Origin of the sequence: Clostridium aestuarii, from assembly GCF_026735135.1 — a bacterium.
GTDB lineage: Bacteria > Bacillota > Clostridia > Clostridiales > Clostridiaceae > Clostridium_H > Clostridium_H aestuarii.
In genome coordinates, this window is the sequence record NZ_JAPQER010000002.1 from 579,757 (window position 1) to 592,514 (window position 12,758).

At 27.7% G+C, this 12,758-nt stretch carries 13 protein-coding genes, 1 pseudogene and 1 riboswitch; of the genes and pseudogenes, 3 read left to right on the plus strand and 11 right to left on the minus strand.

Going from position 1 to position 12,758, the window contains the following annotated elements; all coding sequences use genetic code 11:
• Positions 1–12 precede the first annotated feature (12 nt).
• A complete protein-coding gene (locus tag OW763_RS06980; RefSeq protein WP_268040366.1) occupies positions 13–312 on the minus strand; it encodes a thiamine-binding protein in 300 nt (99 codons plus the stop codon).
• A 203-nt stretch (positions 313–515) separates the two neighbouring features.
• A riboswitch (TPP riboswitch) is annotated at positions 516–614 on the minus strand.
• 165 nt (positions 615–779) lie between these two features.
• Here OW763_RS06980 and OW763_RS06985 point away from each other — a divergent pair.
• Positions 780–1,271: a hypothetical protein gene (locus tag OW763_RS06985; RefSeq protein WP_268040367.1), complete on the plus strand. Its 492-nt coding sequence runs from the start codon at positions 780–782 to the stop codon at positions 1,269–1,271.
• A 528-nt stretch (positions 1,272–1,799) separates the two neighbouring features.
• Here the strand turns inward: OW763_RS06985 and OW763_RS06990 are convergent.
• The 5 genes and pseudogenes from OW763_RS06990 to OW763_RS16975 all read right to left on the minus strand — a co-directional run.
• Entirely contained in the window at positions 1,800–3,077 is a 1,278-nt protein-coding gene (locus OW763_RS06990) for an FAD-dependent oxidoreductase (RefSeq protein ID WP_268040368.1), read from the minus strand.
• On the minus strand, positions 3,074–4,057 hold the full coding sequence (locus OW763_RS06995) for a sulfide/dihydroorotate dehydrogenase-like FAD/NAD-binding protein (protein WP_268040369.1): 984 nt from the start codon (positions 4,055–4,057) through the stop codon (positions 3,074–3,076). Before OW763_RS06995 ends, OW763_RS06990 begins: the two co-directional genes overlap by 4 nt.
• Before the next feature lie 173 nt (positions 4,058–4,230).
• Entirely contained in the window at positions 4,231–5,049 is an 819-nt protein-coding gene (locus tag OW763_RS07000) for a CPBP family intramembrane glutamic endopeptidase (protein ID WP_268040370.1), read from the minus strand.
• A gap of 308 nt (positions 5,050–5,357) precedes the next feature.
• Positions 5,358–5,945: a flavodoxin family protein gene (locus OW763_RS07005; protein ID WP_268040371.1), complete on the minus strand. Its 588-nt coding sequence runs from the start codon at positions 5,943–5,945 to the stop codon at positions 5,358–5,360.
• Between the two features lie 104 nt (positions 5,946–6,049).
• A pseudogene (locus OW763_RS16975) lies at positions 6,050–6,180 on the minus strand (methyl-accepting chemotaxis protein); the annotation flags it as partial.
• A 160-nt stretch (positions 6,181–6,340) separates the two neighbouring features.
• Here OW763_RS16975 and OW763_RS07010 point away from each other — a divergent pair.
• Positions 6,341–7,435, plus strand: a complete 1,095-nt coding sequence (locus OW763_RS07010) for a GerAB/ArcD/ProY family transporter (RefSeq protein ID WP_268040373.1) — start codon at positions 6,341–6,343, stop codon at positions 7,433–7,435.
• Positions 7,436–7,613: 178 nt separating this feature from the next.
• Here the strand turns inward: OW763_RS07010 and deoD are convergent, their stop codons facing one another.
• Together deoD and OW763_RS07020 are read right to left on the minus strand one after the other, a co-directional pair.
• A complete protein-coding gene (gene deoD / locus OW763_RS07015) occupies positions 7,614–8,315 on the minus strand; it encodes a purine-nucleoside phosphorylase (RefSeq protein ID WP_268040374.1) in 702 nt (233 codons plus the stop codon).
• A gap of 235 nt (positions 8,316–8,550) precedes the next feature.
• Positions 8,551–9,483, minus strand: a complete 933-nt coding sequence (locus OW763_RS07020) for a tetratricopeptide repeat protein (RefSeq protein ID WP_268040375.1) — start codon at positions 9,481–9,483, stop codon at positions 8,551–8,553.
• 236 nt (positions 9,484–9,719) lie between these two features.
• Here OW763_RS07020 and OW763_RS07025 point away from each other — a divergent pair, with 236 nt between their 5' ends.
• Positions 9,720–10,067 carry a hypothetical protein gene (locus OW763_RS07025; protein ID WP_268040377.1) on the plus strand — a complete coding sequence of 116 codons (348 nt, stop codon included), beginning with the start codon at positions 9,720–9,722 and terminating at the stop codon, positions 10,065–10,067.
• A gap of 76 nt (positions 10,068–10,143) precedes the next feature.
• Here OW763_RS07025 and OW763_RS07030 read toward each other — a convergent pair whose 3' ends face one another.
• From OW763_RS07030 to OW763_RS07040, 3 genes are all read right to left on the minus strand, one after another.
• Entirely contained in the window at positions 10,144–10,839 is a 696-nt protein-coding gene (locus OW763_RS07030) for a transglycosylase domain-containing protein (protein ID WP_268040378.1), read from the minus strand.
• A 257-nt stretch (positions 10,840–11,096) separates the two neighbouring features.
• A complete protein-coding gene (locus tag OW763_RS07035; protein WP_268040379.1) occupies positions 11,097–11,552 on the minus strand; it encodes a nucleoside 2-deoxyribosyltransferase in 456 nt (151 codons plus the stop codon).
• Between the two features lie 17 nt (positions 11,553–11,569).
• On the minus strand, positions 11,570–12,757 hold the full coding sequence (locus OW763_RS07040) for a VWA domain-containing protein (RefSeq protein WP_268040380.1): 1,188 nt from the start codon (positions 12,755–12,757) through the stop codon (positions 11,570–11,572).
• Position 12,758: the final 1 nt, after the last annotated feature.

Below are 12,758 nucleotides of genomic sequence, written 5' to 3' on the forward strand. Positions count from 1 at the left end.
TGACCTCACTTCTTATTTTATTTCTAAATGATGTTTTTTTATTTTCTTTTCAATTGTCCATATACCCTTGGGATTATAGTTTATTTTAACGTAAGCCATTACACTTGGCGCTCCCTTATCTATACAGATTTTTTGGCATTCCTTTACAATATCCATGAGTTCATCATAATCCCCTTCGATTGTGGTTTCAAAAGGACCAACGGACATATTTAAGCCTGTGCTCTTAATATAAGCAATAACCTCATCAACAATGCCAATCAGTTCTTCCCCTTCCACCTTTGGTAATACTTGAATTGCTACACTTGCATTCATTTTTTATTCCTCCTATTTTATTTATTAATAAAAAAAAGCATAAAAAGTAAATACACCCAAGGTGGTGTACCCCTTTTTATGCTTTTCTAAATTCACATAAAAGTTATGTTCTTCTTTACATTAAGTTTTCTATTTCAAATTTACCATTTTATTAGCATTAAAAAAATGCTTCAATCGTATAGATTAAAACACCTTTATCTAATCAAGATTCATGCTTAACTCCCTACGACAGTATTAACTGACAGGTTTTTAAGGGTTAGGTTTTAACCTTCTCAACTATATAAGTTCCCCTGCAATTTATATCAAATTTTACTTAAGTATAATACTAATTCATTTATATATCAATACTTTTATTTATAATATCTTTCATTTCAATTAAAAATTGTCTGTTTTAGTAGTAAATGTAACACAAAATATTAAAAATTCATAAGCTATATAGGATATAAATTTTAATAAGGACGGCAAAAATGAAAAATTTTCTATCTTTCAAGGGTGTTGTTACCATGATTATGGATCTGTATCCAGGAGGAAATGATGCAGAAATAGGATGTTATAAATTAATGTCTGTGGAAAATGAATATGGGGCTTTAGTAAATTTCGTTGTGGCACCAAGTACTTACTTTGTAGACCACATAATGGTGGTACCAGGAGATGTGGTAACTGGATTTTATGATGAAAATGTACCTGTTCCTCTCATTTTCCCACCACAATATAATGCCATTGTAATGGCAGAAGATACACCATATCAAAATGTAAAAGTAGACTATTTTAATAATCAATTAGTGAGTAGCGATAATATGTTAAAATTAAACATTGCCCCCTTTACTCACATAATACTTGAAAATGATCAAGCCTTTATCGAAAATCCTTCAAACCGATATCTAATTGTTATATATGGTGCTACTACAAAGAGTATCCCAGCCCAAACCGTACCATACAAAATTATTGTTATGTGTTAGATGTTATTTAATATTTTTTACTATACACACTATGTGATAATTCTCTCAGACTTATAGGATGAGGAAATTATCACATTTCAAATTTCCTGTTCCTTTTAAAAAATGACTTGCTTTCTCTTCTGCAATAATAACCATTTCTCTACCTATACTAAACAAATATCAGTTAGCTTTATATATTTATAACAGGTCTAAAAAACGCTTAAGAAATGGCTCAAACAACATCCAACAATAAAAATTATAACTAGGGATAGAGCTAATACTTATTCAGTTGTTGTAACTAATATTTTGCCAAAAGCCATTCAGCTACAAAAATATATAAAATTATAAAAGAACAAGGATTCAAAGGTAGTTATTCTTTAGTAAAAATGTCAGCTAGTAAAATCAAACGTAATACACGTTGTATAAATCATAATATAAAAAATATTAAAATTGATAAACAAAAGCACCCTGTATACACAAAATGCTTTTGTTACTATAAACATATTTTTATATTCCTAACTTCCTAAACTCTTTATTACGTTTTTTAGTCTATACTAATTTTTCTCCAAATATATTGTTTAATCCTACCTTCTGAATTCTATTTTTAATTTCTGTTTTATCAATAGTATACAACCCTAATTTTTGCATTCTTTCAAAGTAAATAGAACCTGCAAATGTAAATCTGCTTCTCTTATCTTTTTCTTCTAGTAATCTATGATTTGCATAATTAATGATGTCTCCTATTACTGTTTTCTTTGGAAGTTCTAATAATGGTTTATTAATTGCATATCTAACAGCATTGTGCCCCGCAAGAGTCCCTGTACATATAGCTTCAGTATGCCCTACAAATAATCCAGCTTTTTCTCCTGCACAGAATAAATTATCTAGCCCTTTTACTTTCATACCATTATCTCTAGGGGTTATTGCCAAATATCTTATTGAATTTCCTTTACCCCCAGCATATGGATCTAGATATCTAGCATATTCTAATCCTTTAATCTTTCTGAGTTTTTCTAAAGGATAATAAGATGTCATAAGTTTTACATGTCCAGTATCCAAAAGAACTACATTTTCAGCAAATTCTTTTAAAGCATATTGCTGACAAACTTTTATCTTTAATTTATCCATATTTATATCCTCAGAAGGAATCTTTAAAACAGCTACTCCTTTTTCTTCTAATTCTTTAAGTACCTCTGGTGATATACTCTCCTTGCACAACTTACACGAGCCGCTGAAAGCTCCATATACTTCTTCTGCTCTTTCTCCTTGAATATCTTCTATACCTGCTCTTTTACTTATACTTATTCTAGGTCCAAAAGCTGGACATCTCAAAATACACATCGAACATCCATTTCCATATCTTAAACAATTCCCCATAGGACCTGTAGTTCCAGTAGTCTCTACAAAAACATCAGCTTCTTGATAACTACCATCATACAAATATATTCCCTTTATTTTATTTCCTTCTTTTTCAACATTTATAACTCTATTAATAAGTTTTAACTCAATACCCATATTCTTTAAATATTTTCTAACTTCAGGTTCTATTTTGTTTACATCGTAAAGCCATGCATGTTTATGCCCAGGAAAATCTATATTTTTATGTCTGCTGTTTTTATCTGTTAAATTTATCAAATCTCCGCCACCTAAAGCTATAAGCTCTTCGCTAGCAGTATATCTTCCGTTATTTCTCATTATTCCTCCAACATTTCCAAGTCCTAAAAGTAAATCTGTTTTTTCATATACTGTTACATCTGCTCCTGCCTTTTTAGCTGCAATTGCTGCAGCACATCCAGACCAACCTCCACCAATTACAATAACCTTCATATTAGTCTCCTCCCTTCAAAAATGTACCTAGGATCAGTTTGAAGTTTGCATAATCTTTTAAGCTTATGTCCTTTAAATCTAACTGTACATGCTCCACAGGTTCCTTCACCACAACACATTTTTGCATTATTACAGCAAGAATAATTTATATCCTCATCTATAAATTCTAATATCTTATAAATAAGAATATCTACAGCAGAACAATGTATTAAATTTATTTCCTCCTTATCAATTATTTTAGATAATATATTTTTTAATTCTTCTGTTATCTCTCCAGCGTTAAATGTACAACATTCTATAACCTCAGCATCATACTTTTCTAAATACTTTTTAACAAAGTTGTTTTTATAATTAGCCTTATCAAATATAACAGTAACTTTATTACCATTAGAATGTAATTTTCTAAGCACAGGTATCATTGGAGCAATTCCTATACCTCTTGCAATTATAATAGAATGCCCATTTTTAGCATTATATACATGCTTTACTCCTAAAACTCCATTCCAAAACGGACCTTTTACTAAAACATTGTCATTTTCTTTTAATTCATCTATCTTTTTTGTTTTTGTTCCTTTTACCTCTATAGCTACTTTTATTATTTCTGCTGTTCTATCTGCTTCCATAATAGAAATCGGTGAATCATAATATTGATTGCTTGAAGGATTTCTTAGGAAAACAAAGCTTCCTGGGTAAACTAATTCTTGTACTAAACCATGAGAAACTTTTATAGTAAGTATTATCAAATCTCCTTCAACTGGTTCTTTTTTTACTATTCTACACAAATAATTTTTTCTTCCCTCTTTTGCCTTACTTCCATTTAAAATATATTCCTGGTATATGCAAGTACCATTCCAGTTTACACAATCACAAAATTTCTTATCAGAAAGTTCTGAACATAAAATACAATCTCCTGTTTCTGCTAAATGACAAGGACAGTACTCAGTTCCAGCATCTATACAATCAATTATTTCACATTTCATAATTCTGCCTCCCTTAACCACTATAATATTAAAATATTTTGATATTATGTCTTTTGTTACAATACAAACGATAAAAACTTCTAATAAAGTTAAGTTTTTCGATTATAAATAAAAAACACCTACTTATTTGTAGATGTTTTCTCATAAAATAAAAAGCTCAGATTAAATCCTATTTAGGATAAATCTGAGCTACATATATTAAATTTTGCATTTTTATTGTACCATAGACATGCAATAAGCATAAATATAGCTCCAATAATTGTTACTGTAGATTGAAGTACTAAAGTATTTCCAAATCCTAGTTGTTCTATTATGCTACCAATAATAATTCCAAAAGAATTATTAATAAAATGAGCAAAAATGCTTAAATATATTGATTTTGTTTTTATATAAATAAATCCAAATAAAATACCTAGGAAAAATGTATTTATACCCTGAATTAAATTCATATGCATTACAGCAAATAACAAAGCTGATATAACAACAGCAACTTTAATATTGATTTTTTTAGCCAAGCCGTTTAGTATAATTCCTCTAAAAATCATTTCTTCATATATAGGTGCAATAAAGACAATTGAAATGATTAAAACAATAGGTGAAATCGCAAGTTCTTCGAATGCTTTTTCAATTATAGGATTCATTTTTATATGTCTAGTAATACCTCCTACACTATATTCATAAAATAAGCGATATCCTATAACCATAACAAAAATATAAATATAATATTGTAAACCTGGAGCATTATATTTATACTCTTCTGAAGATTTTCTGCTAAATAGTTTTAAAATCACCAACAACGCTAAAAATTTAAATATCACATCAATAACAAGTTTCATATAATGTTCTGCATTTCCCAAAGTGCTTGTCCAACCATCAAAGAAAAATCCACCTGTTTCTATAAAAATTGAAATAACTACAACTAATAAAGCTTTTAAAATTCCCATTCTATTGATACTTTTTTTTCCTGTTTCTATACTTTTTACAAGATTCAAAGTTTTCCCTCCCACGCTACTTAAAATTCAGCATAAAAAATTATAACAATTAGTTCTTAAATTGAAATTAAATTATTATTAAATTTATCTTAAATATATTCTAGTCATTCTGTTTACTCTATTAATATTCAATATAACATATGCTTAATAAATATCAAAACTTATATTGGTGTTTATAGTGATTTTGTGTCCGAAAATATTTGGAATAATATTAAATTTTATTTTTTTACAAAGTAAAACTCTGCTGAATATATTTCTGCAGAGTTTTACTTTGTAAATGCTCTCAATATCTTTATTGTACTATATTATCATAAAATAGTTTGTTTTTTTACCAATAAATTTATTAATTTTTTTATATCATCCTTTGTACATTCATCTAATCTATTATCTCCCATATCTCCTGAACAATGCATCATTCCATAAGCTGGATAACTTTTTTTAGAACTTAAATTTGCTGGAATGGGAATTGGTAGCATCCCCATATGCTGTGCAAAAGTATTTATTGAACGCAGACAAACTTGTCCCCCACCTTGAGGATCACCACATGAGGTAAAAGCAACCAGTTTTTTACCAAACAATTTTCCATCAGACCATAAAGGCGAAAAAGAATCCATAAAAGCTTTCATTTCAGCAGATACATTTCCAAAATAAGTTGGAGAACCTAAAAAGATGTAATCACTTTCCAAAATAGTCTCTAAATCTATAATTGGTATTTGTAAGATTTCATCTAAGTACTCATTAATTATTGGATAATTATGTGAAAGTTCTTTTAAATCATCATCTTTTACTCTATATATTCCAGCATCTATTCCCTTTCTTAAAAAATTTTTATAAATTTCTTTTGCCATAAGATATGTGTTTCCACATACACTATGGAAAACAACAGTTACCTTCATAGTATTTATCCCCCTTAATTTTACTAAATTAAAATAATTTTAAAAATTATCAAAATAACTCCTTTTATAATTATAGTATAAACTTATTTATTTCTTCATGTAAACTTTTTGATATCATTTATTTTTTGTCTTATTTCTTCTGTAGAAATAGATGTTTGTTCTGAAAGCTTTCTAATCTCATCAGCAACTACTGCAATTTTTTTACGGTTTCTCCTACTCTTGCCGCTTCTATTGATAAATAGTTAATACGGTTGAATAATAATTAAATATTATAGTAGGAAGAAATTTACTATAATATTTAGTTATTTGGTTAAACTATTTAAGTAAATATATTTAATTATTTTAAATAAAATAATTATCAATTTACTCAATAATTTTGATGGGTGGAACAACTAATGAATAAAGAAGTTATTTCTGATAAGCAAGGTATATCTCTTATTGTTTTGTTTATAATAGGTGAATCTTCAATACTGGTAATGGGACTTGAAGCTGAAAAAGATTTATGGCTAGCTATTATTTTAGCCATTTTTATGGCATTACCTATAATGGCTGTATATTCGAAAATCCACTATCTTTTTCCACATAAAGATTTTTTTGATATTATAGAATTTTGTTTTGGTAGGTTTATTTCAAAAGCAATTATAGTATTATTTACTTGGTATATGATTGATTTAACATCTTTAATTTTAAGGGATTTTGGTAATTTTATTAAAACTGTTTCACTTCCTGAGACACCTATAATTATCATAATGATGAGCCTAATAATACTATGTATTTGGGCAGTAAAGGAAGGAACCGAAGTTATGGGTAGATGGGCAGAATTTTTCCTACCTATAGTTATTATTGTTATGTTTAGTATTGTATTATTATTAATTCCTAATATGAATATAAATAATATTCGACCTGTTTTATATAATGGTATAAACCCAGTTGTAAAAGGAGCATTCGGACCACTTTCAATACCTTTTGTTGAAACTGTATCATTTACAATGGCTTTTTCTAAATTTAAAACACAAAAATCGCCTTATAAAGTTTATATTATAGGTTTATTGCTAGGAGGAATAATATTGCTCATGACCTCTTTAACTAATACTCTAGTCTTAGGAATAAATTCGTCTTTAACATTACATTATCCTTCTTATTCCACTGTTAAAAAAATAAATATTGGTGAAGTTTTACAAAGATTAGAAGCATTAGTTGCTCTGGTATTTATGTTAGGAGGCTTTATTAAAATAAGCATAACATTGTTGGCTGCCTGTAAAGGATTTACTAGAATTTTTGGATATAATCATTACCAATTTATTGTAACTCCTATAGCTTTATTTATACTTAATTTATCTTATTTTGAATTTGATAGTGTAATGGATTATATGGAGTGGAATAAAGGAATATATCCATATTACGCCTTCCCATTTCAAGTGATTTTTCCAATTGTTATATGGGGTATTGCTGAAATAAAAAAGAAACGATTAGCAAATCAATTCAAATAGAATTCTTGGAATTAGAATAGAACTTTAAAATCTTAATTGATTTTAGGGTTCTTTTTTATTGTATAACGAATACCACAGGCTATGCCTGTGGTTATAAAAAACTTTTTTAATTATTAAGATTTATACTTATACATAATAAGTTTTTCTACAAATAACTTTATTTTACTAATTTATCCATTTATTCTGCTATTTCAAGTGCAATTTCCATCATCTTTGTAAATGAAGTTTGACGTTCATATGAAGTTGTTTCTTCTCCAGTCACTAAACTGTCACTAACAGTTAAAATTGTAAGAGTATTTACGCCATATTTTGCTCCAAGTGTATACAAACCAGCAGTTTCCATTTCTATAGCTAATGCACCAAAATCTGCCCATTGTTTCCATGAATTTGGATCATCATTATAAAACAAGTCGCTAGTAAGTACACTTCCTACTTTAACGTTAACCTCTTTGCTTTTAGCAATATCATAAGCTTTCTTTAGCAAATCAAAGTTAGCTGTAGGAGCAAAATCCATTCCTTTAAAACGTATTTTATTAATACCTGAGGTAGTTGAAGCACTCATAGCTAAAATTACATCTCTTACTTTTACATCTTCTTGTATAGAACCACAACTACCTACTCTTATTAGATTCTTAACACCATAGCTTTCTATAAGCTCATTTGCATATATAGATATCGATGGAACTCCCATACCTGTTCCTTGAACTGAAATTCTTTTCCCCTTATATGTTCCTGTAAACCCATACATTCCTCTTACTTCATTGTAACAAACTACATCTTCCAAATAATTCTCTGCAATATACTTTGCTCTCAACGGATCTCCTGGTAATAAAACGGTTTTTGCTACTTCATTCTCCTTTGCTCCTATATGTACACTCATTTGTATACCTCCCTTTTTCTTAACATGAAATTATACCTTATTATACCATATAATAAATTTGATATACATATATCTAAAATTCTCTTTTATCATAAACCTTTCTAGATATCTGAAAAGAAATAAATAATACTGCAATAGTTACAATTAAAAATATTAAACTAATTTTATTAGTCTACTATACAATCATATGAATATTCTTACATAAAACTAGAAAAAGAACCCCATAACATTGCGGTTACAGACGCTCTTTATTATTAAAAATTTCTTTATATTCTTTCAGTTTCTTTACTGGATTTAATTCATCGTCTTCTTTTATATATTTAATAAACCCAGGATAAAGTTCAACTGCTTTAATAAGATCATTTAGTGAATGTTCTAAAAGATTTTCATGTACATAAAAACAAGCCCTATTATAGTATAAAAAATCCGTTTTTAAATTATATTTTATGCCTTCACTAATAACTTCAATCGCTTTTTTATAGTTTTTCTGCTCCTTATAAAAAACAGCCAGATTCAAAAAACTAGATGGGTAATGAGGATTTTTTTCAATAGCCTGCTTATAATAACATACAGCTTCTGAGTTACAACCTAATTTTTTCAAAATCACTCCCATGTTATACAAAGCCATATATTGGTCGGGAATAATTTCTAAAGCTTTTTTCATAATTTCTAAAGCTAACTCATTTTTATTTAATTCTTCATAAATAGAACCTAAATTTACATAAGCCCAAAAATCTTCTGGTTGAAGTTCTATTACTTTTTTATAATATGTAATGGCTTTATCCTTTTCTTTAATTTCATCATAAGCATTAGCTAAAAAGAAATAAGCTCTATCATAATTAGGATTAATTTCTATAGCTTTTTTATAATAATCTATAGCCTTTAAGTATTTCTTTTGATTATCATATAGAACTGCTAAACCATAATAAGCCCTAGCATCTTCTGAATTAATAGCTAACACTTCATAATATTTTTCTTGTGCCAAAGTATAATTTTCAAGTTCATCATGTAATAACGCAATATCTAACAGTAACTCAACATCTCTATTTCCTTCTTTATAGGAATATGCCTTGTCATAAAATTTCAGTGCTTTCAATAACTGATTTTCTTCTTTAAATTTTTCAGCAATATTTTTATAGTTGTTAATCATATATGTTTTATTATTCATTTTATATTACCTCTCTAGTTATACTAAGTCTTATTATCACAACAAAATCACTTTAAATTTTATATAATTATAATATTAAATCTTTATCCCCATATTTTATCATGTAACTCTATACTTTTCTAATTGTATTTTTAATCTTTTGCTGATAAAATGGATTTTGTGTTTATTTATGTATAAATATAATTAAATTAATATAGAATATACTTCACTAAATATATAAAGGAGTGACAAAAACAATGGATGAAAACTTCGATGGGATTCAGTATAAAGAGGTTAATACAGCTGTAATTAAGGAGTTTAAAAAAAGAAAAAAACGTCAGGTGATAACTACTATACCAGTAATAGCTATAATATTAATAGGATTTATTATAAGAATAACTCATCCTGAGCTTAGTAATGCTCGAATTGATGAAACTTCTTTTTTGGGAATTCCTGGAATAGTTATTTGTATTATTGTTGGAGTAATTATTATAGGTTCTGTAATATTTTCATTTTTAAATTGGAGATGCCCTGCATGTAAAGCATATTTAGGGAAAAATACTGATATTAAATTTTGTCCAAAATGTGGGACAAAATTTGAATAAAACAAATAACATTAACCTAAAATACCCTTCATATTAAATGAAGAGTATTTTAGGTTATAAAAACTTGTATTTAAAATTATTCAGCAGCTAATATCATTTCCTTTTGACTTTTTTGTTCTACTTGATTATCAATAAAACCATTTTTTCTCATTAAAGCTAGTACAATTTCTTGTCTTTTTTTAGCTCTATCATAATGTTTATTAGGATTATAAGCACTCGGAGCCTGAGGTAACCCTGCTAACATAGCACACTCTTCTAATGAAAGTTCCCATACATTTTTACCAAAGAATCCTTTACTTGCATTTTGAATTCCATATTGTCCCGAACCATAATAAATAACATTCAAATACATTTCTAAAATTTGATCTTTTGTATATTTATTTTCTAACTTGATTGCTAAAATTAATTCTTTAAACTTTCTAGACATTTTTTTGTCTGCTGATAAAAATAAATTTTTAGCTAACTGCTGAGTAATAGTACTTCCTCCTTGCTTAAATTTACCTTCTTTTATGTCTTTATAAACAGCTCTTGAAATTGCTAAAACATCAAACCCATAATGCTTAAAAAACCTTTTATCTTCAACAGATACAATAGCATTTTTTAAGTTCTCTGGAATCTTATCTATTGAAACATAGTTAGGTATATTATCAGAAATTTGTTTAACTAAATCTTCATTCATAGAATACTTATTGTCCTTAATTTGATATGCGGAGCTGCTTATTCCAATAAGCAAAATAATTGGTATTATTGAACCAATAATCACTTTTTTCATTTTTACTCACTCCTTTAAATGTTCTTTTGTTCATCTTTAACTTTATTCTACAGATAAAACAAAACACAATCCATTCAATTAGATTACAATAATACTGTTTATCCTTACATTTTTGTAAGATTGTTATGTACTCTATGTAAAATACCTTTTTATTAAACTAAACAAAGCTTGTATAATTGTTGAAATTATACAAGCTTTGTTATTATTACTTTTTTATTTCATTTATTATCATTTAGTTCTAAGTTTTATATAAGAACTTATTTATTTATTATTTTTTCTTTTAGAAATTTTAATAATTCAGGAACACTTTCAACAATATAGTCCATAGATGCTTCTATCATTGGATTTAATTTAGAATACAAATATGCAGCTCTTTTATCAGTTTGTAACCCTATCAATATTCTATTCTTATTTATAAGATTTTTGTGCATATAAACCATTCCTAATGCAACACAAGCTCCTTCATCTGGTATTCTGCCATCAAGTACAAATAAAAATATATCAGATTTAAACATTTCCTTTTTATCAATTTCAAATATAACTTTAGCTTTTTCAGAATTACTCATATTTATATATGGTTCTTTATCTATAATAGCTCCATCCCCCTGAGGTAAAAACACTTCATATCCTAATTTTTCAATTTGTTTGGTTAGTTTTTTATTAAACTCTTTTTCCGCATTACAAAATAAAGGACCTGCAAAATATAATTTCATATTAATCATCCTTCCTTTTATTTCTTACCAATATTTTTAGTAAGTTCTCCTAAATCCTTATTTTTTAGTACTCCTTCTATTAATTCAGGAAGTACATTAGGAGTAGCTCCAAACGTAGGTATATTCATTGATGCAAATTTTTTTGCCAATCTTTCATCATAAGATGGAACTCCATTGTCTGATATAGCTAATAAACATATAACTATTACCCCTGCATTCTTCATTTCTTTCACTCTTCTTATCAAATCCCGTTGGTTTCCACCTTCATAAAGATCCGAAATAAGTATGAAAATAGATTTTTGTGGTTCACTGATTAGTTCTTGACAGTATGTAACAGACTTATTTATATCAGTTCCTCCACCTAATTGTATTCCAAAAATCATATCTACAGGATCATTCCCACATTCTTCACTTAAATCCACCACAGAAGTGTCAAAAGCAATGACATGCGTCTTCAATGCTTTTATACTGGCAAATATTGATCCTACTATTGATGCATAAATAGCTGATTCAGCCATAGAACCACTTTGGTCAATATCTAAAATTATAGTCCAGTTATTAGATTGCTTTGCTCTATTAAAATAGTAAAATTTCTCTGGAATAATCTTTTTATGTTCTAAATTATAATTTTTTAAGTTTTTACTTATTGTATATTTCCAATCTATTGCTTTAAGTGATGGAATAGGAGAATGCTCTCTTTTGTTTATTGCTCCCGCTACTGCTCTTTCTATATCATTTTTCAATCTTTCTTGTATATCTTCTACAAGTTTTCTAACCAATTCTCGTGCTGTATCCTTTGTTTCTTCAGGAATCTGATCCTTAAGTGCTAAAAGAGTTGAAACCATAGAAATATCAGGTTTAACATCTTTTAAAATTTCTGGTTCAAATAATAATTGTGTTAAATTTTTTCTTTCTATAGCATCATTTTGTATTACAGCTACTATATCTTCTGGAAAATAGTTTCTAATATCTCCTAACCATTTTGCCAGTTTAGGGGCTGACTTTCCAAGACCTGCACTTCTTCTTGAACCATAACCACTATTAGAAGTACTTAAAGAAGTATCATCATATATAGCAGCTAATGCTTCGTCCATAATTTTCTCATCACTATCTAAAGCAAATCCTTCATTATTATAATTCTGTAAACATTCTTCACTTTCACTTCCTAATATCAATCTCCATCTTTTCAACTTTTTTTTATCCATA

Bases quoted from the DNA above. Each gene is read 5' to 3' on its own strand.
- OW763_RS07040 (WP_268040380.1), bottom strand. From the start codon at position 12,757: ATGGATAAAAAAAAGTTGAAAAGATGGAGATTGATATTAGGAAGTGAA.
- OW763_RS06990 (WP_268040368.1), bottom strand. From the start codon at position 3,077: ATGAAGGTTATTGTAATTGGTGGAGGTTGGTCTGGATGTGCTGCAGCA.
- OW763_RS07030 (WP_268040378.1), bottom strand. From the start codon at position 10,839: ATGAAAAAAGTGATTATTGGTTCAATAATACCAATTATTTTGCTTATT.
- OW763_RS06980 (WP_268040366.1), bottom strand. From the start codon at position 312: ATGAATGCAAGTGTAGCAATTCAAGTATTACCAAAGGTGGAAGGGGAA.
- deoD (WP_268040374.1), bottom strand. From the start codon at position 8,315: ATGAGTGTACATATAGGAGCAAAGGAGAATGAAGTAGCAAAAACCGTT.
- OW763_RS07020 (WP_268040375.1), bottom strand. From the start codon at position 9,483: ATGAATAATAAAACATATATGATTAACAACTATAAAAATATTGCTGAA.
- OW763_RS07005 (WP_268040371.1), bottom strand. From the start codon at position 5,945: ATGAAGGTAACTGTTGTTTTCCATAGTGTATGTGGAAACACATATCTT.
- OW763_RS06985 (WP_268040367.1), top strand. From the start codon at position 780: ATGAAAAATTTTCTATCTTTCAAGGGTGTTGTTACCATGATTATGGAT.
- OW763_RS07025 (WP_268040377.1), top strand. From the start codon at position 9,720: ATGGATGAAAACTTCGATGGGATTCAGTATAAAGAGGTTAATACAGCT.
- OW763_RS07010 (WP_268040373.1), top strand. From the start codon at position 6,341: ATGAATAAAGAAGTTATTTCTGATAAGCAAGGTATATCTCTTATTGTT.
- OW763_RS07035 (WP_268040379.1), bottom strand. From the start codon at position 11,552: ATGAAATTATATTTTGCAGGTCCTTTATTTTGTAATGCGGAAAAAGAG.
- OW763_RS06995 (WP_268040369.1), bottom strand. From the start codon at position 4,057: ATGAAATGTGAAATAATTGATTGTATAGATGCTGGAACTGAGTACTGT.